Here is a 23,692-nt window from a genome sequence, read left to right on the forward strand (position 1 = left end):
TCCGTTTTCTTGATGATTTGATTATATTATTTGAGTCTGTGCTTTTCAAGAAAATACAAGAAAGTTTTTGTTCAAAGTTGTATTTTAAACGTGTATTTTATCCACCAAAAATGTAATGTTTTTATTCATTTTGTGCATTATGTCCTTATAGTGATCGTTTTTTTTCAGTGAAAACTAGATTTTTGTGCGTTATGTGTAAAATTTTCATGAACTGACAATACAACTTTCATTTTCTCTATACTTGTATTGTAAATGTATACAAATCACATGATTACATACCTTTTTTTCTTTTTTGATATTATACATACACAGCCTTAATCCTTCCTTAAAAATTTATAGATTTTATGCATTATGCACAGCTTATTTCTTTTTATTATCCACTTGACATAAGTCCGAATTCAGACTACAATATGCCGAGTACGATTTCAGACTTACTATCATCTGATTTCGAAATCTACATAATTATTTAAATGAGGTGAACCATGAACACGGATTCTACTGTACTTATCAGCAAATATTTAAAAGAATACAATCACATATATAAAGAAGCAAATGACATCTATCACGAGATTGCCCGAAAACTTCAACTTTCGGACAGTGCGTTAGACATCTTCTATACAATTTTTGAAATAGGCGATAACTGCCTGCAGCGTGATATCTGCAAAGCTTCCTGCATGCCAAAGCAGACGGTTAATTCATCTATACGAAAACTGCAGACCGACGGTTATCTTACCCTCTCACCCGGAAAAGGACGAAGTATGCATATCCATCTTACAGCTTCCGGCAAGAAGCTTATTCAGGAAAAGCTGCTTCCTCTCATCCAGATCGAAAATGATACTTTAGCTTCTTTCAGTCCCGAAGAATGTGAACAGCTTCTGCGCCTGAATGCCAAATATAATCAGACCTTACGTTCTAGGCTTTCTAACCTTGAGGAGGATCTATAACTATGAAAATTCAATTATCCGAACACTTTACTTATAAAAAACTTCTACAATTTGTGTTTCCTTCTATTATAATGATGATCTTCACATCCATTTACAGTGTGGTTGACGGACTTTTTGTCTCCAACTTTGTTGGAAAAAGCGCTTTTGCAGCGGTTAATCTGATCATGCCTTTCCTGATGGGCATCAGCGCTCTTGGCTTCATGATCGGAACCGGCGGTAGTGCCATTGTTGCAAAGACGCTTGGTGAAGGAAAGATCGAAAATGCCAATGAGTATTTTTCCATGCTCGTCTATACCACTGCTATCGGAGGAATCATTATCGCAATCCTGAGTATGTTCCTTGTAAAACCGGTTGCCATTTTATTCGGTGCAAGCGGTACTCTTCTTGACAACTGCATTTTATATGGACGCATTCTTTGCATTTCGCTGCCTACTTTTATGCTGCAGAATGTATTTCAGAGCTTTTTTGTAACTGCCGAAAAGCCACATCTGGGACTTCGCGTGATCGTGATCGCCGGTGTGACCAATATGGTTCTCGACTTTTTATTTGTAGCTGTACTCCACCTCGGACTTCCAGGTGCCGGGTTTGCGACTGTATGCGGAGAGTTTATCGGAGGGCTTTTCCCGTTATTCTACTTTGGGCGGAAAAATTCCAGCTTATTAAAGCTTGGAAAAACACATTTTCATGGCAGAATCTTATTAAAGACCTGTACCAATGGCTCGTCCGAGCTTATGACCAATCTTTCCAGCTCTGTTGTAAATGCTCTTTATAATATGCAGCTCATGAAATTTGCCGGTGAAGACGGCGTTGCAGCTTACGGAACGATCATGTATGTCAATTTTATCTTTGTTTCGATCTTCTTTGGTTATGCGATTGGAAGTGCCCCGATCGTCAGCTATCACTACGGTGCCAACAATCAGGATGAACTAAAGAATCTTTTCCACAAGAGTATCCGGCTGATTGGAACCTGGGCTGTTTCCTTATTTATCATCGCGCAGCTCATCGCAACACCACTCGCCACATTGTTTGTCGGTTATGACCAGGGGCTTTTTGAACTGACACGCAGTGGGTTCCGTCTGTACAGCTTTGCGTTCCTGATCAACGGGTTCAATATTTATGGCTCTGCATTTTTTACCGCATTGAACAACGGTCTGCTCTCTGCGCTGATCTCGTTTCTCAGAACACTGGTTTTCCAGATGGCAGTGGTTCTGCTACTTCCACTGCTTCTCGGGATCAACGGAGTCTGGTGCTCGGTTGCAATTGCTGAACTTTTAACTTTATGCGTTACCGGAACTTTTATCGTCCTGAAACGTAATATTTATCATTATTTATGAACTACTCGTCAACTAAGTTACCAGAGCATCTGAATTTTGGCGGGATACCGCCTTTTTTCAGGGTGCCGTTGCTAGAATCAAACTTTTTGAACCAAAAATAATATTTGTTATTGAACCAAATCATTCGAAGTGCTATAATCAATTTAAGTTTTGAACTTCACTGTTTTATTTTTAAATTGAACTTTTTAGTTTGAAAGGAGATTCTCAAATGACAACTTTCTCAGATAGACTTAAAGAGGCGATGTATGCACAGAACCTGAAACAGATTGATCTGGTTCATATCGCCGCAGAAAATAATGTAAAATTAGGTAAAAGCCATGTAAGCCAGTACGTGAGCGGAAAAACTGTTCCGAGAAATGATATCCTCCATTTTCTGGCAGATACGCTTCACGTAGATGCCGATTGGCTGCTCGGTGACAGTCAGGAAAACTTTACTGCTCGGGAAAACAACTCCGTTGCCCCAAAAGCTCCGTCTACCACTAAGACTTCTGGTTCTGTCGGAACTTCAAACTCTTCAAAAAGGGGAACTACACCGATGAAAAAGACAATAACCGACAAAAATGATAACGATAATGCAGGAAGTTCTGCCATGCATATATTCAAAAAATCATCCAAACTCGATAATGTATTATACGATGTCCGTGGACCGGTTGTTGAAGAAGCTGCCCGTATGGAAGAACGCGGTACCCACGTACTGAAGCTCAATATCGGTAATCCGGCTCCATTTGGTTTCCGCACACCGGACGAAGTCATCTATGATATGAGCCAGCAGCTTTCCGACTGCGAAGGATACTCTCCTTCTCAGGGACTTTTCTCTGCACGGAAGGCAATCATGCAGTATTCCCAGATCAAAAAGCTGCCGAATGTCACGATCAATGACATTTATACCGGAAATGGTGTCAGCGAACTGATCAACCTGTGTATGTCAGCTCTTCTTGACAACGGAGATGAAATCCTGATCCCGTCTCCGGATTATCCTCTGTGGACTGCCTGTGCCACACTTGCCGGCGGAAAGGCTGTTCACTATATCTGCGATGAACAGTCTGACTGGTATCCGGACATCGAAGATATGCGCCGTAAGATCACAGACCGTACCAAAGCTCTTGTAATCATCAATCCGAACAACCCGACCGGAGCACTTTATCCGAAAGAGGTGCTGCAGAAGATTGTTGATCTCGCAAGGGAACATCACCTGATCATTTTCTCAGATGAAATTTATGACCGCCTTGTTATGGACGGAAAAGAACATATTTCCATTGCTTCACTGGCACCGGATCTGTTCTGCGTCACCTTCAGCGGTCTTTCCAAATCCCATATGATCGCCGGATTCCGTATTGGCTGGATGGTTCTCAGCGGAAATAAAGCAATCGCAAAAGATTATATCGAAGGAATCAAGATGCTTTCCAATATGCGTCTCTGCTCCAATGTTCCGGCACAGTCTGTCGTTCAGACCGCTCTCTGGGGCAATCAGAGCGTCAACGACTACCTCGTTCCGGGCGGACGTATTTACGAACAGCGCGAATATATTTACAAGGCACTGACTGACATTCCGGGAATCACTGCCGTCAAACCGCAGGCTGCATTTTATATGTTCCCGAAGATCGATGTAAAGAAGTTCAACATTGTAAATGATGAAAAATTTGCACTGGATCTGCTGCAGGATAAGAAGATCCTGATCGTACAGGGAAGTGGATTTAACTGGAAACAACCGGATCATTTCCGGGTAGTATATCTGCCACGAATTGAAGTTCTGAAAGAAGCTGTGGGAAAAATTTCTGATTTCCTGAGTTATTATAGACAGGGGTAGAATGATAAGCACCTCCGGAAAAGAAAAATAGGGTACGGGTTCCGTTGCACTGGGCATTCCGATGAGCTCCCGAAACCGTCAATTGTGTCAGCAATAGCTTCCACAATTGACTGGATCTCATCTCCATAGTGCAAAGTCACCCGTACCCTATTTTTCTTTTCCGGCTCCTTCTGCAATTTTACTGCATCTATAAATATTAACAGAAATAAAATCTTTTGACCCTGGTATCATCATTTACATTTTCATATTTTTATTTTCTTATGAAAGCAATGCTCTCACTGCTTCTCCGTCAAACACAACTTCTTTTACATGATTTACCTCGATCTGGTACAGTGCATTTGCCGCAATATGTTCGGCTGCCTGCTCCAGATCACGGATTCCTGATGTATTGGAATAAAGTTCAATTATCACATCAAGACCTTCATCTGTCACCGTACACTCGTCCTGACGAAGGCTCATTCTCTTCAGGATCTTCGGAAGTGCAAATCTGGAGAAGATGATCTTCTTCTCTTCCGGTGTATAATCCGGGATATCGATAACTGCAAAACGTGACATGATCGGTGCACTGATCTGATCTTTTTCATTGGCAGTTGCAATCGGATATACGCCAACTGTCGGAACGTTACACTCAATATAGTTATCCGTAAATCCAAGGTTATCAAGGAGTGTCAAAAGTACATCCGCCGGATTCCCATTTCCTTTTCCGGATGCTGCTTTGTCCAGCTCATTGATGATGAATACCAGGTTGGATTCTCCTGCTGCCGCAAATGCTTCCATAATAATTCCCGGTTTCGCATTGGCGTATACACGGGAACTTCCTGTAAGCTGTTCCGGATCGTTAATGGAACTCATATCCAGAGTTGTCCACGGAAGCTTCAGGATACGTGCAATTGCATAAGCGATCTGCGATTTACCGGTTCCGGCCGGTCCGATCAGAAGAATTCCATACGCTGGAAGAGTGTGCGTTCTGTTGATCTGGATGATTGTTTCGATGATTCTCTGTTTGACACGTTCCATTCCGTAAAGCTCTTCATCCAGGATTCTTCTTGCCTCATCCGGATCAATGGATTCAAAATAATTGCTCTTCCACTGAATATTCATCATGATTGAAAGAGCTCTCTGCGCATGTCTTCTTTCTTCCGGTGACACTTCGTGTGATCTTGCAACAGCAAGGTTTCTTCTTGCCCACAGACGGATATTGTCCGGAAGGGTTCTTCCTGCACAGTTCATAAAATCGGTGATACTCTGCAGGCTTGTCAGCTTCATGCTGTCGCCGTCTTCTTCCATTTCCTCATCCACAGCTTCTTCTGTCGGTGCACTGCTTGCGAAAAGACGCTCGATCATGAACTGCAGGAAACCATCTTCAGCTGAAAGCTTGGTTGCCCCACCGAATGCGATCTCCCGGATCTTGTATACTGCATAGCCGTCTGCACGGTTTTCACCGGAAAGACGGACATTGATATGATTCTCGCCCAGCCATTTGATCAGGCTTACAAATCTCGCATCGATCTGGAGAATGTCCGCACTTACAATTCCATCTTCCTCATCAAATTCAAAGGATGTCTTCTTAATCGGGTTGGTGAAAACACCACAGGAATGATGCTTCCATTTCCGGTTGCTGTTATCCAGAACCAGCATCGGTTTCTCCGCTGTCGCTTCTGTCTCATTCGAGCGGAATGTTGTATAAGTACATTCCTGGGTCTTTTTTTCATCTGGTGTGTGTTTAAAATCAAAAACTGGCATGATTTTTACTCCTTTTTCCTTTTATATTCGCTCTTTTCAAATTGTATATTCTTGCACATTTTATGAATAGTCTGTACCTATCTTAACACACTTGTTGCATATCTGAAAGTCAAAACCATTTCTTCATAGTATTTTTATTCATTTAGATTTTTATTTTCCTTCTGCTCCAGTCCTGCAAAAAACAGCTCATAAAAATCATCTTCTCCTTCCAGTTTCGGTGAATTTTCCCCACCTCCATTGGTGCTCCGCTTCATCTCAGCATGAAATTCTTCTCCGGTACAGATCAGTCAATCTTAAGTTCCACTCTGCTTCCGCCTGCTTTTTCCTTTGTCACCACAATCTGTTTCTCAATCCTTGCTTTTAATTCCTGTACATGGGAAATGATTCCCACCAGACGGTTGCCCTCCGTAAGACCATTCAGTGCTTTCATCGCCTGTTCCAGTGACTCTTCATCCAGTGAACCAAATCCTTCATCGACAAACATAGTATCCAGCTGGATTCCGCCTGCCGATGCCTGGATCTCATCAGAAAGTCCGAGTGCCAGCGAAAGAGAAGCTTTAAAAGATTCCCCGCCGGAAAGCGTCTTCACGCTTCGCTCAGAACCATTGTAGTGATCGATTACGTTCAGTTCCAGACCACTCTGACTCTTCCGGTCATTCGTATCAGTCTGGCGTTTCAGCTCATATTGTCCTCCACTCATCACCATAAACCGCGTATTTGCACGGGCAATGATCCGGTCAAAATAATTGGTCTGGATGTAGGTCTCAAACTTGATCTTTTCTTTGGATCCGCCTTTGATCTTTCCATTTACTGTATCGGAAATTTCACGCACCTGTGTCCAGTTCCGCTCAAGCTCAAGAAGTTTCGCACTCTGCTTGTCAATCGCATTCCTGATTTTCAGATTGTTCTCATAACGGATCCTGATCTCTTCCATCTGTTTTTGAAGCTCTTTTTTCGCACCTGATACTTCCTGTCGTGCCTGCACAAGCTCTTCCATATCGGTTTCTTTATTACCTGCAATCTGCTTCTCCAGCGTTTTCTTCTTCGTCTTTGCCGCTTCTACCGACTGACTGCAGTCCTGGAATGCCTTCTGGGCAGCATTCAGATTCTTATCGATCTCTTTTTTCTGCTTATCCAGCTCTTTGATCTTCTGTTCTGCTTCTGCTTTCTCCGGAAATTCCAGTTTGCCACGCACCTTCACAGCCTGCTCTTCTGCATTTGCTTTATCTCTCTCAGACACAAGGAGCTGATCCTTTCGCTCCTGTTCTTCCTCCTGAAGCTTTTTCTGCATCTGCTCCAGTTCCGGGATCTCAGCTTCCAGCTTCTGCTTTTCTGCCACTGCTTCTTTAGCTACTTCCAGCTTTTTCTGTAATTCCTTTTCTGACTTTTCGAGGGCATCCATCTGTTGACCGATCAACGCCAGCGATTTTTCAATCTCTTCTTCCTGTATGCTGCTGTCAAAACTTTTCACACTCTTTTGGATTTCTTCTTCCAGCGCTTTTAACTGGACCAGCTTTTCATTTGCCTTAAAGCTTGCATCATTCGTCTTTTTCTCCACATCGGCAGTCTCTTTCCGGTATTTTTCAAGCTCTTCTTTTTCCGGTGCACCCTCAGTCATCTGTGCCGGACATGGATGGTGGACCGATCCGCACACCGGACACGGCTCTCCCGTTTTCAGAACCTTTGCAAGAATCCCCGCCTGCTCATCCAGAAATGCCCTCTCCATCCAGGCAAGCTGTGTCTTTCGCTCTGTACATTCCTCCTGCATGACAAGGTATGCTTTCTGCGCCTCTTCCACACTTTTCTTCTGTCTTTGGTATCTTTTATATTGAATAAGAATGTCTTCTGCCGTTTCTTTTCTTACTGAAACCTCTTTTTGTTCTGCTGTAACTTTCAGAACTTTAATTTCCGCATCCTTCAGCTGTTCCAGTAAATTCCTTTTCTGTTCCAGCTGCGCCTGCATCTGCGCTTTCTTTTCCTGATACCGGCTTTCCCGGCCCTTTAATATCTCAATCTGTTTTTCAAGCTCTTTAATCTGCTTCTGAAGTTTTTTTAATTCGTCATACTCTGCAAGCTTTTCCTGCCTCTTTCCGATCTCTTCTGTTAACTGCTCTCTTTCCGGCACTTTTTCCTGTTCTTTCTTCAGTGCCATTTCCAGTTCTTCCAGCGTTGGTGTCTTCTCTGCTATCGTCTGCTCCGCTTTTTCCAGTTCCTTTTTGGCACGGATCACTGCCTCTGCCTTTCCGATTCTCTGGTTCAGCTCTTCCAGATCTTTCTCGATCTTCGTTAAATTCTTCTTCTTTTCTTTCACCGAATCTGCATCCTGATTTGTCAGAGTTTCCAAAAGTTCCAGAACCTTGTCCGCATGAACCACCGCTTTGCTCTCACGAATCTTTTTCACATCCGCAGCAAGCACGTCATCCTCATCACAGCTGATATCCTTCATGTACTGCAAAATGCTTTTGCTGACATCCTCGTACTGTTCCTGCAATCTGCCACTTGCATTTTTCATTTTCTCCTGAAATGCAAGATACGGTCTGGTATGGAAAATTTCCCGGAAAATTTTGCTCCGCTCCTCAGTTTTTGAAAACAGAAGCTTCATAAAATCTCCCTGCGCCAGCATTGCAATCTGAGTAAATTGTCCGCGGTCGAGCCCGATCAGTTCTGTCACTGCTTTCGTGACCTCTTTTGCCTTTGTGACCGGAAGCCTGTCATCCGGAAATTCCAGTACCGCATCCGCTCTTTGCAGCGTCATGCCCTCGCCCCTGTCCTTTGGACGCATGTACTCCGGATTTCTCCGGATATGGTAGTTCTGCCCCTGATAGAAGAACTCCAATTCCACAAAGGTCGGCGTCTTCGGATCCGCATATTTACTCCGAAGCATCCCCGGCTCTCTTTCATTTCCACTCGCTTCCCCGTAAAGTGCAAATGCGATTGCATCAAAAATTGTGGTCTTTCCGGCACCGGTATCGCCGGTTATCAGATAAAGCCCCCGCTCACCAAGTTCATCCAGAATGATCTCTGTCTCTTTTGCATACGGTCCGAATGCAGAAATCGTAAGTTTTATCGGTCTCATCTCTCATCCTCCCATATTTCTTCCATCATTCCTCTGGCAATCTCTTCCTGTTCATCCGTCATGGGCTGGTTGTTCTGAAGCTCATAGAACTCTCTTAAAAGCTCCATCGGGGATTTCTCCTCTACTTCCGCCGTTCCTCTCACTGTCCCTGCCGCTCTCGTCCGCAGATTGTCATAAGACAGCTTCATGATATTCGGATAAATGCATCGTAGCTTTCCGATCGCATCCGGGATATCCTCTTCATCAGTCAGCGTAATGTGAAAATAATCGTCCGTGTTCATATCCTTGTAAAAATCCAGCGCAGTCACTTCCATATACGTGCCTCTGACTTCCCGCATATCATGTTTCGGCAAAAATGGAATCTGCTGAATATTTATTTTGCCTTTTTCTTCTACATCAACGATGACTGCTGCTTTTTTGTGATTGGTTTCAGAAAAAGAATATTTGAGCGGCGTCCCCGAATACCGCACTGTCTCTTTCCCGATCTTCTGCGGGCCATGGAGATGTCCAAGCGCCACATAATCAAATCCGTCAAAGACAGATGCGTCCACATCATCCACACCGCCTACAGACAGTTCTTCTGAATCACATCTTGCCGCACCGGTCACGAACTGATGCGCAAGCAGGATATTTCGTTTGTCTGTGTCGATCTGCATATGCTGCACTGCCGCATTTACAGCATCCTGATAGGTGATGATTTCTTCCTCCGGATACACTCTTTTTACCAAAGACGGCTTCACAAATGGAAGCATGTAAATATTGATCTCACCGTATCGGTCACTTATCGTTACCGGTTCTACATCCGACTCAAATACCGGTGAAAGATAGATCTGTCTGCTGCTCATCAGTCTTGAACCGAAAGCAATTCTTTCTGCAGAATCATGGTTTCCACTGATCAGAAACACCGGCAGCTCCCTCGCGGCGATCCTTGTCAGGAAATCATCCAGAAGCCTCACCGCCTCTGTGGACGGAATCACCTTGTCGTAAATGTCGCCCGCAATCAGAACCGCTTCCACCTTCTGCTCATCGATAATGTTCAGTATCTCTTTTAAAATATATGCCTGATCCTCCAGCATGGAAAATTCATTCACACGCTTGCCGAGGTGCAGGTCTGATAAATGAAGAAATCGCATGGTTTTCTTCCTTTCCAAGTTTTTTCTTCAATTGTACGGCAAAAGTGGGAAGTAAGCAACGCTCACTTCCCACTTTACTTCCTACTTTTCAAACTTTCCTTACCCACAGATTTTCTCTCAAACTGCTCGTTCCCACATACACTTCATACGGAATTGAAAATTCCGCTACAAATTCATTTCTCCCCTCATCAAAATATGCCATCTCCCGAATCGGGCAAACCAGTTTCACTTCTTTTTCTTCTCCGGCATCCAGCCGTATTTTCTGAAAATCCTTGAGCACATACTCCGGTCTTTCTACTTTGGAATCAGCTGCTCCCACATACATCTGTACCACTTCGCTGCCTTCCCGCTTCCCTGTATTTTTCGCGATCACAGACGCATACAGATTTTCTTCATCTCTCCATGCCTTCATGCCGACAAGCGTAAACGTCGTATAAGAAAGTCCATATCCAAACGGGTAAAGAGGCTTCACATGGCTTTTATTCAGGAGTGTATATCCGTGATAGTAATCGTATCGGAACTCTTCTGCATCCCAGTCAATCTCCGGCAGATCTTCTTTTTTTCTTCGGAATCACAAATGGAAGTTTTCCACCCGGATTCGTTTTCCCGAATAATACATCTGCGACTGCCTTTCCACCTTCCATTCCCGGATAGTACGCCATCAATATCGCTCCGACCCGATCTCCCCACTCATCCATCAGGATCATGCTTCCGCCAACCAGAACCACCACTGCATCCTGCCGGACTTTTCCAACTGCATCAATAATTCTCAGCTGTTCCTCTTTTAATCCCAGGCAGTCTGTCCTGTCGCCGCCCTCATTCTGAACCGTCACATCTGCTGATTCATTTGCCACACATTCTCCTTCATCCAGATAATCATTTCCCGCTACAATCACAACCACATCTGCCTCTTTTGCAAGCCGCCTGCAATGGGATGCACTTTCTCCGGAATAATAGATCGCTTCCGCATCTGAAGGGTATGACATTGCGTTTTCATACGCTTCTCCTTTCACTTTTTTACTATTTTTCTTTGTTTTAACGTTTCTTTTTCTTTTGCAATATGATTCTATCTTGAATTTTAAATCTCGTTCTGTCATTTTAAACCTTTCTCACTGTCAAATTTGGACATGTTTTGTGCTTGTTGGCCGTTTTTAACAATTTTATAGTTTTATTTTTATGCATTTTCGCCAATCTCATTTTGAAAAGCAGAAAATATCAGATGATTTTGAAAAAAGTCAAAAAAAGAAAGTGCGTGTGAAAAAACAAGAGTTTTTTCACACGCACTTCACACGGCATAGCCGTGAATAATCTAGGCTAATTATACGCAAGTATTTTCTTTTTATCCTTACGCTCTCATTATTATAAACAAATTTCCAATCATTTAATATCAAAAAAGAATGTACCTTTCCGCACATAGTTCACAAAAAGATACCACCCATAACGTGATATGATATTTTTAATTTTTTATAAGAGATCCTTTATTTTTTATCCGGTTCTTCTTCTCTGAGTTCTTTCATCTTTCTGAAATACGAACTCATCTCATCTGCCATTCCCGAAAGCCTGTTCAGCAGTCCGGAAAACTCCGTCAGCATCTCATCATCCTTGTAATACGGATACACAATATCATGGTCAATCTCGCTCCATCCTTCTTCAAAAAGCGTTCTGCCCTGGATTTCCAGATAGTATCCGTGATACTTGATGATATAATGCAGTGAACGGTAATACCCACCTGTCCGCACTTCAATCTGCGTACTGTCATAAATCCTCGTATCCCCGGAACGCTTGTATACTTTTGGACGTTCTGCGATATAGCAGTGCTCCGGATCCTCATCAAAATCCCGCAGCCTGTCCTCTACATAATTGTTCGGATCATTTTCAAACATCGAAGTGATGAACTTATGAAAATGGATCCAGTCCTCCCGGTAAAGGAAGAAAACCCTGATACCAATCAAATCTGTGATGTATTTGTGGTAATTCGATTTGTTGATATGTTCAAATTTTGCATAATTTTCTTTCCGCTTTCGGATGATCTTTTCCAGAAGGTGCATTGGATTCTTGGTTCTGTAACGGTAGGAATGGATCCCTGCCCGCTCAATATCATAAATATATTCATCTACAAATTCTTTTCCCAGATGACGGAACAATTTCGTTTTTGACATATAATCTTCATAGATCTCTGTCAGCTCCTCCCAGGAAATCCGGGCAGCCGTAAGGTCATCCTCTGTCAGATTACAGGTTTTCAGAAATTCCTCTTTATTGATCATTTGCTCTCTCACCCAATTCTTTCCGGCCCATGCGGACCTCTTCCATATGACCGGCAAGCTCTCTGTCCATATGATCGAACAGATAATTTTTCGCACTCTCTTTGTGCAGTTCCCATTCTTCCTGAATCTGCCGGTTCACGATCTTCACCTCTTCCAGGAACTCCCGGGAAGATATGATCGTACCTCCCTGCCCCTGTGTGATCACCTGTTCCACACCATCTGATGTAACTACCGTCACATGATACTTTCTTCCGACTTCATGTACTACCTTTTCAATGTACATATCCGCCGTCTCAGCTTCTTTTGTATACACAACATGAATGTTGTGGTATTTGAAGATTTCCATTGCTTCGCCTTCAACCTTGTAGGCATCAAATACCAGGATCAGAGGATAGTTCTTGAACCCCTGATAATTGCAAAGCACATCCATCAGTTTATTTCTTGCTGCTTCAATATTCTCTTTTGCCAGTTCTTTCAGATCATCCCATGCGAAAATAACATTATAACCATCTACCAGCAAATATTCCTGTACGCCTTCTTCATCTTTCTTTGCTTTTGGCGTTTTCCCTACAGTCACAGTCTTTGGAAGACGATCGGCTTTTCGCTCTACCCGTCCGTAAGTCCGGATAAAAATCTCTTCCAGTTCCCTGTCTTCTCTGGCATTACGCGCATAATGCCTGCCGCCTCTGGCTGCTGCTTCAGCTGATCCGCTTTTCTCCTTGCGTAAATTTACCGGTACAGTCTCATCCAGACTTTTTTCTGTCTCTCCTGCCAGCCTTTTCCGCTCTTCCAGGATCTTCGGAAGCTGTGCCTCAATATGCATATGTTCCGGCACTTCCTGCCACGGTACATTATATCCCGCTCCATGAGCACAGAATACAGAGCCCGTCGGATTCTCCACATCCCGCTCCGGATCGTAACCAATCGCCTCTACAACCTCGTCCTGGTTATGGCATGGAAAATATCCCTTCAGCGTACAGAACAGTTTCCCTCTTCCTCTGCTGTATGTGGTTACTTCTCTCTGATAATCCTGCATTTCAGACACCGGTGCACTTCCGGTGACCACAGCCATATCATCTTCCGTCTCCGGTCCGTCAAATTCTCCATTCATCCGCTGAATATCCGTAAGTGCACGGCCTGTCATCTCTGACGGAATTTCCAGACGAAATGCATAATACGGTTCAAGCAGTACATTCTCTGCCTGCATCAGTCCCTGGCGGATTGCGCGGTACACAGCCTGGCGAAAATCTCCGCCCTCTGTATGCTTCAGATGTGCACGTCCACTGGCAAGTGTGATCTTCACATCAGTAAGCACCGATCCCGTCAGAACGCCCCGATGCTCTCTTTCCAGCACATGCGTCAGGATCAGTCGCTGCCAGTTCTTGTCCAGCACATCCTCACTGCAGATCGTATCGATCGAGATTCCACTTCCCGGCTCTCCCGGTTCCAGTATCAGATGCACTTCCGCATAATGACGCAGCGGCTCAAAATGCCCTACTCCTTCAACTGTATTTTTAATCGTTTCTTTGTAAACAATATTCCCGCTTCCAAAGGAAATATCCACGTCAAACCGTTCTTTTACAAGGCTTTGCAGAATCTCCGTCTGCACTTCGCCCATCAGCTGGACCTGGATCTCTCCTGCCTCTTCATTCCAGACTACACGGAGCATCGGATCTTCTTCCTCCAGTTGTCTGAAATTCTGCAGCATCCGGTGTACATCACAGCCTTCCGGCAGCTCCACCCGGTAATTCAGAACCGGCTCCAGTATCGGTGCCGAAGAACCTTGCTGCATCCCAAGCCCCTGTCCCGGATAAGTCCGGGTAAGTCCTGTCACAGCACAGATACAGCCTTTTTCTGCTTCCTGCACCATCTCGTACTTGTCCCCGGAATAAATCCGGATCTGGTTAACTTTCTCCTGCATAGGTTCTTCCTCTGCCATATATTCCAGGATTTCTTTAACCTTCAGTACTCCGTTTGTGATCTTCACATGTGTCAGACGGCTGCCCTGTGAATCTCTGGATATCTTATATACCTTCGCTCCAAATGCTTCTTCAGCATGCGTCCCTCTTACCGGTCCGTCCATGTATTTTTCCAGTCCGTCCAGTAATTCCTGCACACCTTCCAGCTTCAGTGCTGAACCGAAATAGCATGGAAATACCTTTCGTTCCCGGATCAGCGTCTGAATCTGGCTCGCCGTGATCTCTCCATTTTCCAGATAGCTTTCCATTACCGTCTCGTCGCACATAGACAGCTCTTCCAGAAATTCTTCACCCGCTTCTGTAAAATCCACACACTCTCCGCTGAGCTTCCGCTTTAATTCAATAAGTCTGTCCTGTCTGTCCGTACCGTCCTGATCCATCTTATTTATAAAAATAAAGGTCGGAACCTGATACCTTGCAAGAAGATTCCACAAGGTTCGTGTATGTCCCTGCACACCGTCCGCTCCGCTGACAACCAGGATTGCATAATCAAGAACCTGCAAGGTACGCTCCATTTCTGCTGAAAAGTCCACATGCCCCGGTGTATCAAGAAGAGTCACCTGCTTGTCTCCAAGCACAAAATTCGCCTGCTTGGAAAAAATGGTAATCCCCCGGCTTCTCTCCAGCGTATATGTGTCCAGAAACGCATCTCCATGGTCAACTCTTCCAAGCTTCCTGATCTGACCGGTAAGATAAAGGATTCCTTCCGAAAGCGTCGTCTTTCCAGCATCCACATGCGCCAGGATCCCGACAGATATATATTGTTTTGGCTTATTTTCAGATGTTGCTGCCATCGAAAAAATGCCCCTTTCTGCTCATAATAATCTCTTGATTATCATATCACAGAAAGGGGCATAAGTCGACACGCGAATCTTTTTATCTGTCCTGCTTTTCATTTGACATTTTCTGCGGTAAGATACAATCAAAACAAATTTCTAAAAAAGGAGAGTGCCATTTACTCATGAAAAATACTGACTTAACCAATACTTACCGCGAACTTGACAGAGAACTTGCCATTTTGCATGACCAACTCGAAAGCCACCGTTCTTTTGAAAATATCCTTTTTCTCCCGACTCCCGAAAAGATCAGGTCGGTCCGCGAAAAATGGAACGATTTAAAAACACAGGTTGAAAACCTGGATACACCGGACAATGTCTATCGTCTGGTGAAGCATCATCTGAATGACTTCCTGGATTCTCTTAAATTTACTATCGAAGAAAAAGAACACAATCCGGAAGCACCTCTCCTGGATTTTGTCTATTATCTTCAGGAAATTGCTCGCTGTGACAGGCGTTCTAATGAAGTACGTCTCGATCTCCTGACCAGAAAATTACAGGCATTCCATGAAAATCAGGATTTGATCCTTAATCTGATCCACACACAATACGGAGAAAATGAAGCTTCCCTTTCTTCTGCCTTTGCCCTCGCAAGGCTGGATATGCAGCGCGACCAGAAACTGTTAAATGAATATTTCCCGGATTTCACAGAAGAACAGATTGCGTCTTTATCACAGTCCTTCCGGATTTTTATCGATCAGCTTCAGGAAATGGCAGATTTACTCGGTTCAGACTGCCAGTCTGACTCTGAAGAATTGTTAAAGGATGATCTCTCAAAGACCATCAAGATGGATCCGGAAGCTTACCGCAGCCTTCTGAAAAACCGTCTTGGTGTATCTCTCGACGAACTGCTTGCATGGCATAAAGAAGAAATTGAAAAGACCCGTGCTGAAGTATTCGAAATTGCCTCCAAATTAGAGCTTCCGGAAGGAACTCCGAAGACAATGAAAGAAGTCAGCGATGTGCTTTTCCGCTATGCCGGTCCTTGTGACAGTGCCGAGGAAATGTATACACGTGCCAGAAATTATCTGAAACGTACCCGTGCTGTCGCTCATGAATATGTACGTCTTCCGGAAGATGAAACCTGTCTGTGCGTTCCTCTTCCGCCTTGCTATAAGGATTCTTACCCTTGGGGCGGTTATGAGGGTGGTGATTTCCGTGTCAAACCGCTCCGCGGCCAGATGTTCCTGAATCAGTATAATTATCAGAACATTACCGATGGCTGGATCAAGATGAATACCATGCACGAAACTTATCCGGGACACCATGTCCAGTTTATCCGTGCAGCGATCGATCCAACACCGGAAACTGTAAAAATAGGAGCAAAAAGTGTACCTCTGGAAGAAGGAACCTGTATTCGGACTGAACGCGCATTTACCTTTATCTTTGCGGAAGACCCGTTCTTCCCTCTGTTCGTTGCATTCCGCCGTCATCATGCCTCTGTCCGTATCCTGGTTGATCTGCAGCTGTATTATTTTGGAGCGACACTGGAAGATGCTGTAAAAATCTACGAAGAAGAGCTTGGCTTTGACCGCGTAACTGCCCGCGCCCAGGTACAGGCACACCAGAATGCGCCGGGATATTTCACCTGCTATTATTATGGAATGAAGAAAATCTGCGACTGGGAAAAAGAGTATGGATATACAAAATGGGATTATACGGAACTGCTGTTCTCAGCCGGGCGGATCAGTATGGAAAGCCTGGAGATGCTGGTGAAGATGACCAAAGAAGAGCAGGGACGTTTCTTTACGGAGTTCCGGAGCTTGCTGATGGATGAATAAGGTAGGTTTTAAGGTGTTGGAGGGGGACGAAAAAACGGATAAATAAATTTGAGTATAATGATTTGTTTTAGTTTTTAAAAATTTGTATCTTTAAAATATTTCCAACAACACATTATTATAAAGATATAAGTCTACCAAGTTCTTCACGTTTCTTTTCAGTTATGCCATAGATATTTATGTGGTTCAGGTCACCGCTGCGGTCAGTAAAGGCGGGGAAGAGGAAGCCGGATGTTGGGGATCCGGGTTCGTATTCGCCGACAAGGGGACAGATGGCGCAGATGAGGTAAGGGAACATCTCTTCGGATTCTCCGAGGCGTTCTTTGTCGGTGGCTTTGGCTGGGATATCGTAGTTATCATGGAAAACATAGATCGCATAAGGGGTGGTGATCCGGATGTTTTCCATGATGATATCATAAAGAGTATCCATCAGGGCATCGTTTTTGAGTTCACAGTCTCTGAGCGCCATCAAAAGCTGCCACATACTTCCGGTTTTCTGATTTTCCGGTTGGATCTCGTATTTTTTCAGTTTTGTGTTTGTTTCTGCAAATGGAATCGTTTTGGCGATTGCGAGATTTTTTGTTTTTTCTGACGGAGAGAGTTTGAGGAAGTTGATGTTAAAGCTTCCGTCAAAATCTCCGTCTGCATCTACATAGCAGCCTGCAATTCTTGTAAATGATGTTCTCGCAAGCGTCATCCGCCGCGTCAATTCCAGCATATCTTCTCGGTTGATCATTTGTCATTCTCCTTATGCAAAATTTACTTTTTCTTCAAATATACTACAAAAAGCCTTCTCTCTGCAAATCTACTCTGCAAAGCAAAGGCTTTCCTTCTACTTAAAACTGCATAAAAACTCTGCGATAAGTTCTATACATCCTTCTACATCCTTCATATCCGCAACCTCACCTGGATTATGCATATTCCGAAGTGGTATCCCTGTAAAAACCACTGGAACACCTTTATTAGAAAAATGAATTTGATCCGCATCTGTAAAACTTCTTGAACTTGCCGCTTCTCTCTGAATACCAATACCTGCTCTTTGAGCACATTCCACCATCTTTTCATTAAGCTGTTTAGTTGCTATTGGACTATTACAAAGTGCTGGACCATTTCCCAGAACAATATCTCCTGAAACGGCTGCATTTGGGAATCTACTATAGTCTGTACAATTTGTAACATCAACAACTACTGCAAATGCCGGATCAATCTGCGCACTACACCAAAATGCACCATTTTTCGTTGTTTCTTCCCCCACTGTGGCAGCAGCATAAACACCTGCGCTACAGCCTTTTTCTCTTGCACGTTTAAAAGCCTCCATGATAACAAATACCCCAATTCTGTCATCCATTGCTCTCGCTGTTATTCGATTATGTAACAACTTTCTGATTCCAGAATCCAGTACAACTGTGTCTCCTAAAGAGACATGCTGTAGCGCATCTTCCTTTGATACTGCGCCAATGTCTATCAATAAGTCTGCTACTTTTACCGTTTCCTTTTTCAATAATTCTCTGCTACATTCTACAACACCGTACACGATGCCTTTCTTTGTGCAGATTTGGACTTTCTGACCCGGATAATTATGTGTCATTATTCCACCGCGTTCAATTGCCTGAATTCTTCCTTCTTCTGTAATTCTTGTTACTACAAGGCCAATCTCATCTGCATGTGCAGAAAGCATGATTCTGACAGGGCTTTCCGGATTTAATACACAAATCACATCTCCTATTTCATCGGTTCTTATTTCATCTGCGTATTGTTCCATATATTCTCTTAAAACACGCTGCCCGTTTTCTTCACTTCCAGATACGGAAATCTGATTTAATAAATTCTCCAAAAATTCTATATTCATTTTCTTCTCCATACCAAAACATTATCTTCCTTGCACAATTTCATCATAATGAGCTTTCACTCTGTGCAAAGCTTTCTCCAGATACTCTCTGGAAGTTGCAATATTCACACGAATAAATTCCTCTGTATGCTTTCCATACCGATCACCCATATATACTGATACTTTAGCTTTTTCAATGAAGAATTGCTCTAAAGCTTTTGGACTGATTCCTAATTTACTCGTTTTAATCCATGCCATGTACGTCCCTTCTGAAGGAATTACTTCAAATTCTGGCATATGTTTTTGCAAATACTTAGCAAGAAAATTATAATTTCCTTCCAGATAAATGTTTACCTGTTCCAGCCAGTCATCGCATTCTGTATAAGCTGCTTCCATAATGCCCGCAGCAAAAATATTCGGATTATGAAGCCCCCACCGGTCAATTGTTTCTTTTACTTTTTCGCGGATTCTTGTATCCGGAATAATCATATTCGATAAAATTACTCCCGGTACATTAAAGGTTTTTGTAATCGAATTGCATACGATCAATCGTTCTTTCAATTCTGTTCTTATCTTTAACGTAGAAACAAATTCTTTGCCTTTCTTTAAAAAATCTGCATGAATCTCATCAGCTACCAACATTAAATTATAATCCTTACAGATTGATGCAATTTCATCAAGCTCTCCTTTGTTCCATACACGCCCGGTTGGATTATGTGGATTGCACAGCAACATAAGACTTGTATGGATTCCTTTTTTCAGATTATCGTCCAATGCTTCTCTTAACTGTTTAAAATCCATTCGATATCTTCCATTTTCTAATACTAATGAGCTTTCAATCATCTTCCGATCATATTTTTCAATTGCATTTTGCAAGGCAGTGTATGCCGGTGTATGCAGTACGATTCCATCTCCAGGATTGGTAAATGTCTCTACCACCATATTCAGAGCCATATTGATCCGCGGTGAAAAAACAACCCATTCTGGATCTATTTTTTCATGATATCTGCGTAGCATCCACTGACATACCAAATCTTGATAATTGTCCGGTAAAATCGTATACCCAAATACACCTTTTTTTACAATTTTCTGCATCGCATTTAAAATAGGTTCCGGGGAACGATAATCCATATCTGCCACACCAAGATGCATGACATCACTTCCAAATAATGCATCCATTTCATCAAATTTTGCACTGTTTGTATGGCGTCTGTCAATGATTTCATCAAAATTATATTCCATATCCTATCCCTTTACTGCACCTGACATTGAACTTTCCAAAATTTTCTTTGAGCAGAACATAAACAAAAGCAATATCGGCACTACTGAAAGTGTAACGCCAAGATATACTACTCCATAATCTGTTTTGTATACTCCCTGCATCTGCTGTACCAGAATCGGTAATGTAAACTTTTCTTGTGAGAACAGCAATATAGATGGCTGTACATAAGAGTTCCAACAACCAACAAATGTAAAAATAGCCTGCGTAGCTACTCCCGGAATAATTACTGGGAAAATAATTTTATTAAATATTTTAAACTCATTGCAACCATCAATACGTGCACTTTCAAGCAATTCATTTGGAACATATGCATCAATATACTGGCGAATCCAATATACCATAACTGGTGTGGCAAAACTCGGCATTAAAATAGCAATGTAATTATCTAACAATCTCAAATTATTCATTTCCTGGAAGTAACCAATAATTCCGAGCTGTCCAGGAAGCATCATTGTTGCAAGGACGATCCAGAATAAAACTTTATTCCCTTTGAATTTGTATTTTGCAAAACCATAGGCGGTAAGTGCTCCAATATAAGTAGAAATTGCCGTATATATCACGGAGATAACAACACTGTTTGCAAGACCTCTCCAAATATTTACATTATCTTGAAGCCGATGATAATTATCGAGCAAATGTTTTCCCGGAATCATCTGAAAACTGGTTGCTAAAGCGGCATTATCATGAGTACATCCAATAATCATATTATAAAATGGTACTATACTGATAATGGCAAGAAAAATTAAAAATATGTACGTTAAGGTGCGATAAAGTTTACCATGACCTTCTTTTTTACTTTGCATACTCATTTAATACTGCTCCTTCTTTCCTGTTGTATATTTCATGAAAATAATTGAAAATACAATAATAATTACAAATAATCCATATGAAATTGCTGCACCATATCCATAATCTAAATTTGTAAATGCGATATTATACATATACATTACCATGGTTAATAATGAAGCTTTTGTTCCTCCCATTGCACCACCAAAAGTATACGGTAAATCGAAAATCTGAAGACCACCAATAATTGATGTAACAAATGCAAATGTCATGATTGGACGCATAAGCGGTAGTACGATCTTAAAAAATGTCTGTACTTTTGAAGCTCCATCCACTTCAGCAGCTTCAAAAAGTTCATATGGAATTCCTCGAATACCCGCTGTAAAAATAATGGTATAATATCCAAAATACTGCCAAAATAACACCAATGCAACAATGAGCTGTGACAGTAAAGGGCTTCCCTTCCAGTTAATCGGATCCTTAATAATATGTAATGTCATCAGAACCTGATTCACACTACCTGCTTTCCAATCGAATAACAAGCTAAAAAGTACACCAAGTGAAACAGCTGTTACAAGATTCGGAAAATAGAATACTGTTTTAAAGAAATTACTTCCACGTAATTTCTTCTGATTCAGTAAAAACGCAAGCACCAAACCAAATACCATCTGTGGAATCATTGCTAAAAGTGCAATAAAAATTGTGTTTCCGATAGATTTTATAAACATTTGATCCTGAAGTAACCTCTGATAATTCGCCAATCCTATAAACTGCTGTTCCCCAAATCCATCCCAGGACATAAAACTTAACTTAAATGTATATAAAATTGGATATAAGGTAAATGTTAAAAAAACGATAAAATATGGTGCAATAAAAAAATATCCTGCATTATCTTTATTTATTTTGTTTCTTTTCCGCTTTCCGCTTACTGCAGCCACTTTTTGTAGCCCTCCTTTTCTATTTAAAAAGCTGCTCCAGGGAAGGTACTCCTCCGAGTACTTCACTGAAGCAGCTTCCTTTATCTGATATCCATACTCATTTTATGGACTAATCAATTTCGATTTCCGGATAAATATTCTTCATATCTTCTTTGAATCCTTGTACTGCCTCTTCCGGTGTAATCTGTCCTGTCGCAATAAGATCCATCTGTGCGCCTGCACTTGTCCAAGCCTGACGGTCATATTTTGTCATTGGATCACCTTTAACTTCTTTCGCTGTTTCATAGAAGTCTACGAAATACTGCTGATCGCCAGTTACAATATCTGTATGTCCTTCTTCGATACATTTTTCGATTGCCGGAATATATCCCGGGAAATCTCCCCATGTATCAGCAAGTCCATTTACAAGATAATCTACATTAGATGTCATAGTTTTAATCCATGCCCATGCTGCATCTTTATTTTTAGATTTTGAGTACATTCCATACCATGTACCACCATTCTGATAAGGAATTGGTGCCTGCATGTATCCCCATGTGTTAGCTGCCTTGTCCATTTCATCATCCGGAATTCCTGGTTTAATACAGAAATTAAGTCCCCATGTCGGTAAGCATGTAAGAATAAACATATCTTTTGAGTACATTCCTGATGTCCATCCTGCTGACCACATATCTGCTTCTGCATCTACTTTGTTTGAAACAACTGTTTCCATCATTTTGTACATTTCAAGCATATAGTCGTCACTGATAATATGGTTGTTATCATCTACCCATGGCTGACCTTTGTAAGAAGCATACAGCTGTAATACCGATTCAACATCATCTAATAATGCGATCTTTCCATCGGATTTTTCGTAAACCTGTTTTCCTACTTCTACGATTTTATCCCAGTCAGATAACATTGCAGCTAATTCATCCGGATCATCTGTTCCAAGATATTCTTTAGCAAGAGCTTTCTTATACCAGAATCCTCCTGGTGTTGACTGCCATGAAAGACCTCTGATATCACCTTCCTTATCTCTTGAAAGCTCATCTACATATGGAATCATATCTTTTGAAATATCTTCTGCACCATATTTTTCTTGGCTTAAATTCTCAAGCATATCTGTTTCTTTATATACACCAAGATCCGAAATCTCAAATGTTGCCACGTCTGGTGCATTTGTTCCTGTACGGAATGCATTCTGAAGTTTTGTTCTGTACTCTTTTGATGGCATAACTGTTACTTTTACCTTCACACCAGGAACAATTTTGTTGAACTCTTCAACATAAAAGTTCATCTCTTCCTGACTCAGATTTGTCCAAACCTCGATTTCACCTTCCGTCTTTGTAACGTCTTCTGTAATCTTCTGATCATCCGATTTCTTGGAACTATCAGATGTTTTCTGCCCACTGTTGCCCCCACAACCTGTGAGCAAGGTTGCTGCGCCTAATGTCACAGCAAGAATTCTCGCTAATCTCTTTTTCATTTTCTTTCCTCCTACTCATATGAGTTTGTTTCTTGTTATTTTGAATTATAACAATCTTCATATCTTGTTTCTACCACTATCTTAACCTCACGATGTCACATTCTTGTCATTTTCTACTATTTTCTTGTTTTTTGATATATTTTTAGTGCATTTTTTATTTTTTTGTATTGCTTTTATTTTTATAAAACCATCTAATTGTATATTTTTTTTGATTTACACAATCTTTTTTATGCGCATTGCCGCATTTGACAATTCAACGGGTCTCACAAAAAAATTTTGTAAGGCCCGTTGATCTATTGCTTCATTCTTTTTCTATATTCACTTGGAAGAATATCATTTTTCTTTTTAAATGCTTTTGCAAATGCTTTACTATTTGCAAAACCATTATTAATAGCAATATCACCAAGCATATGATTAGTATTCACAAGTTCAGCGCAAGCTCTCTCCAATCTACTACAATATATTTATGGTTAATATCCCTTACAGCCAGTAAGGA

At 42.0% G+C, this 23,692-nt stretch carries 18 protein-coding genes; 4 read left to right on the forward strand and 14 right to left on the reverse strand.

Translation table 11 applies throughout. The features are described from left to right. The first annotated feature begins 482 nt into the window (after positions 1-482). The 3 genes from PG418_RS17080 to PG418_RS17090 all read left to right on the forward strand — a co-directional run bounded on the left by PG418_RS17080 (position 483) and on the right by PG418_RS17090 (position 4,085). Positions 483-944 (forward strand): MarR family winged helix-turn-helix transcriptional regulator, encoded by a 462-nt coding sequence (locus tag PG418_RS17080; RefSeq protein WP_022220036.1) that lies wholly within the window; start codon positions 483-485, stop codon positions 942-944. 2 nt (positions 945-946) lie between these two features. After that, a complete protein-coding gene (locus PG418_RS17085) occupies positions 947-2,278 on the forward strand; it encodes an MATE family efflux transporter (protein ID WP_498837768.1) in 1,332 nt (443 codons plus the stop codon). A gap of 589 nt (positions 2,279-2,867) precedes the next feature. Then, positions 2,868-4,085 (forward strand): aminotransferase class I/II-fold pyridoxal phosphate-dependent enzyme, encoded by a 1,218-nt coding sequence (locus PG418_RS17090; RefSeq protein WP_182450992.1) that lies wholly within the window; start codon positions 2,868-2,870, stop codon positions 4,083-4,085. A gap of 258 nt (positions 4,086-4,343) precedes the next feature. Here the strand turns inward: PG418_RS17090 and PG418_RS17095 are convergent, their stop codons facing one another. The 7 genes from PG418_RS17095 to PG418_RS17125 all read right to left on the reverse strand — a co-directional run bounded on the left by PG418_RS17095 (position 4,344) and on the right by PG418_RS17125 (position 15,074). Beyond that, on the reverse strand, positions 4,344-5,828 hold the full coding sequence (locus PG418_RS17095; protein WP_498837769.1) for an AAA family ATPase: 1,485 nt from the start codon (positions 5,826-5,828) through the stop codon (positions 4,344-4,346). Positions 5,829-6,111: 283 nt separating this feature from the next. Beyond that, the gene (locus PG418_RS17100; protein ID WP_498837770.1) at positions 6,112-8,904 is read right to left on the reverse strand and encodes an AAA family ATPase; all 2,793 of its coding nucleotides are present in this window, start codon (positions 8,902-8,904) and stop codon (positions 6,112-6,114) included. Beyond that, positions 8,901-10,037 carry an exonuclease SbcCD subunit D gene (locus tag PG418_RS17105; protein WP_498837771.1) on the reverse strand — a complete coding sequence of 379 codons (1,137 nt, stop codon included), beginning with the start codon at positions 10,035-10,037 and terminating at the stop codon, positions 8,901-8,903. The genes PG418_RS17100 and PG418_RS17105 overlap by 4 nt, the downstream gene beginning before the upstream one ends. 88 nt (positions 10,038-10,125) lie before the next feature. Then, entirely contained in the window at positions 10,126-10,509 is a 384-nt protein-coding gene (locus PG418_RS17110; protein ID WP_498837772.1) for a fibronectin type III-like domain-contianing protein, read from the reverse strand. Positions 10,510-10,573: 64 nt separating this feature from the next. Continuing rightward, on the reverse strand, positions 10,574-11,134 hold the full coding sequence (locus tag PG418_RS17115; RefSeq protein WP_498837773.1) for a glycoside hydrolase family 3 protein: 561 nt from the start codon (positions 11,132-11,134) through the stop codon (positions 10,574-10,576). Between the two features lie 381 nt (positions 11,135-11,515). Next, positions 11,516-12,301 (reverse strand): RelA/SpoT-related domain-containing protein, encoded by a 786-nt coding sequence (locus PG418_RS17120; RefSeq protein ID WP_173685263.1) that lies wholly within the window; start codon positions 12,299-12,301, stop codon positions 11,516-11,518. Continuing rightward, on the reverse strand, positions 12,291-15,074 hold the full coding sequence (locus PG418_RS17125) for an NYN domain-containing protein (RefSeq protein WP_498837774.1): 2,784 nt from the start codon (positions 15,072-15,074) through the stop codon (positions 12,291-12,293). Before PG418_RS17125 ends, PG418_RS17120 begins: the two co-directional genes overlap by 11 nt. 167 nt (positions 15,075-15,241) lie before the next feature. On the opposite strand from PG418_RS17125, the gene PG418_RS17130 reads away from it, so the two are divergent. Further along, positions 15,242-16,897 (forward strand): DUF885 family protein, encoded by a 1,656-nt coding sequence (locus tag PG418_RS17130; protein ID WP_498837775.1) that lies wholly within the window; start codon positions 15,242-15,244, stop codon positions 16,895-16,897. A 115-nt stretch (positions 16,898-17,012) separates the two neighbouring features. On the opposite strand, the gene PG418_RS17135 is transcribed toward PG418_RS17130, so the two are convergent. The 7 genes from PG418_RS17135 to PG418_RS17165 form a co-directional block, all read right to left on the reverse strand. After that, positions 17,013-17,630 carry a DUF4317 family protein gene (locus PG418_RS17135; protein ID WP_498837776.1) on the reverse strand — a complete coding sequence of 206 codons (618 nt, stop codon included), beginning with the start codon at positions 17,628-17,630 and terminating at the stop codon, positions 17,013-17,015. A 96-nt stretch (positions 17,631-17,726) separates the two neighbouring features. Continuing rightward, the gene (locus PG418_RS17140; RefSeq protein WP_498837777.1) at positions 17,727-18,743 is read right to left on the reverse strand and encodes a M20/M25/M40 family metallo-hydrolase; all 1,017 of its coding nucleotides are present in this window, start codon (positions 18,741-18,743) and stop codon (positions 17,727-17,729) included. Positions 18,744-18,764: 21 nt separating this feature from the next. Beyond that, positions 18,765-19,964: a MalY/PatB family protein gene (locus PG418_RS17145; protein ID WP_055155462.1), complete on the reverse strand. Its 1,200-nt coding sequence runs from the start codon at positions 19,962-19,964 to the stop codon at positions 18,765-18,767. A gap of 3 nt (positions 19,965-19,967) precedes the next feature. Beyond that, positions 19,968-20,813, reverse strand: coding sequence for a carbohydrate ABC transporter permease (locus PG418_RS17150; protein ID WP_055155463.1), 846 nt, complete (start codon positions 20,811-20,813; stop codon positions 19,968-19,970). Further along, on the reverse strand, positions 20,814-21,728 hold the full coding sequence (locus tag PG418_RS17155; protein ID WP_055155464.1) for a carbohydrate ABC transporter permease: 915 nt from the start codon (positions 21,726-21,728) through the stop codon (positions 20,814-20,816). Between the two features lie 109 nt (positions 21,729-21,837). Then, positions 21,838-23,196: an ABC transporter substrate-binding protein gene (locus tag PG418_RS17160; RefSeq protein WP_498837778.1), complete on the reverse strand. Its 1,359-nt coding sequence runs from the start codon at positions 23,194-23,196 to the stop codon at positions 21,838-21,840. 293 nt (positions 23,197-23,489) lie between these two features. Beyond that, positions 23,490-23,645, reverse strand: coding sequence for a helix-turn-helix domain-containing protein (locus PG418_RS17165; protein WP_195255910.1), 156 nt, complete (start codon positions 23,643-23,645; stop codon positions 23,490-23,492). Positions 23,646-23,692: the final 47 nt, after the last annotated feature.

Source organism: Bariatricus sp. TF06-38A (assembly GCF_027690675.1).
GTDB lineage: Bacteria > Bacillota > Clostridia > Lachnospirales > Lachnospiraceae > Allocoprococcus > Allocoprococcus comes.

Excerpts from the sequence above, each read along its gene's own strand:
- PG418_RS17080 (WP_022220036.1), top strand. The coding sequence starts at position 483 with ATGAACACGGATTCTACTGTACTTATCAGCAAATATTTAAAAGAATAC.
- PG418_RS17085 (WP_498837768.1), top strand. The coding sequence starts at position 947 with ATGAAAATTCAATTATCCGAACACTTTACTTATAAAAAACTTCTACAA.
- PG418_RS17090 (WP_182450992.1), top strand. The coding sequence starts at position 2,868 with ATGCATATATTCAAAAAATCATCCAAACTCGATAATGTATTATACGAT.
- PG418_RS17095 (WP_498837769.1), bottom strand. The coding sequence starts at position 5,828 with ATGCCAGTTTTTGATTTTAAACACACACCAGATGAAAAAAAGACCCAG.
- PG418_RS17100 (WP_498837770.1), bottom strand. The coding sequence starts at position 8,904 with ATGAGACCGATAAAACTTACGATTTCTGCATTCGGACCGTATGCAAAA.
- PG418_RS17105 (WP_498837771.1), bottom strand. The coding sequence starts at position 10,037 with ATGCGATTTCTTCATTTATCAGACCTGCACCTCGGCAAGCGTGTGAAT.
- PG418_RS17115 (WP_498837773.1), bottom strand. The coding sequence starts at position 11,134 with ATGACAGAACGAGATTTAAAATTCAAGATAGAATCATATTGCAAAAGA.
- PG418_RS17120 (WP_173685263.1), bottom strand. The coding sequence starts at position 12,301 with ATGATCAATAAAGAGGAATTTCTGAAAACCTGTAATCTGACAGAGGAT.
- PG418_RS17125 (WP_498837774.1), bottom strand. The coding sequence starts at position 15,074 with ATGGCAGCAACATCTGAAAATAAGCCAAAACAATATATATCTGTCGGG.
- PG418_RS17130 (WP_498837775.1), top strand. The coding sequence starts at position 15,242 with ATGAAAAATACTGACTTAACCAATACTTACCGCGAACTTGACAGAGAA.
- PG418_RS17135 (WP_498837776.1), bottom strand. The coding sequence starts at position 17,630 with ATGATCAACCGAGAAGATATGCTGGAATTGACGCGGCGGATGACGCTT.
- PG418_RS17140 (WP_498837777.1), bottom strand. The coding sequence starts at position 18,743 with ATGAATATAGAATTTTTGGAGAATTTATTAAATCAGATTTCCGTATCT.
- PG418_RS17145 (WP_055155462.1), bottom strand. The coding sequence starts at position 19,964 with ATGGAATATAATTTTGATGAAATCATTGACAGACGCCATACAAACAGT.
- PG418_RS17150 (WP_055155463.1), bottom strand. The coding sequence starts at position 20,813 with ATGAGTATGCAAAGTAAAAAAGAAGGTCATGGTAAACTTTATCGCACC.
- PG418_RS17160 (WP_498837778.1), bottom strand. The coding sequence starts at position 23,196 with ATGAAAAAGAGATTAGCGAGAATTCTTGCTGTGACATTAGGCGCAGCA.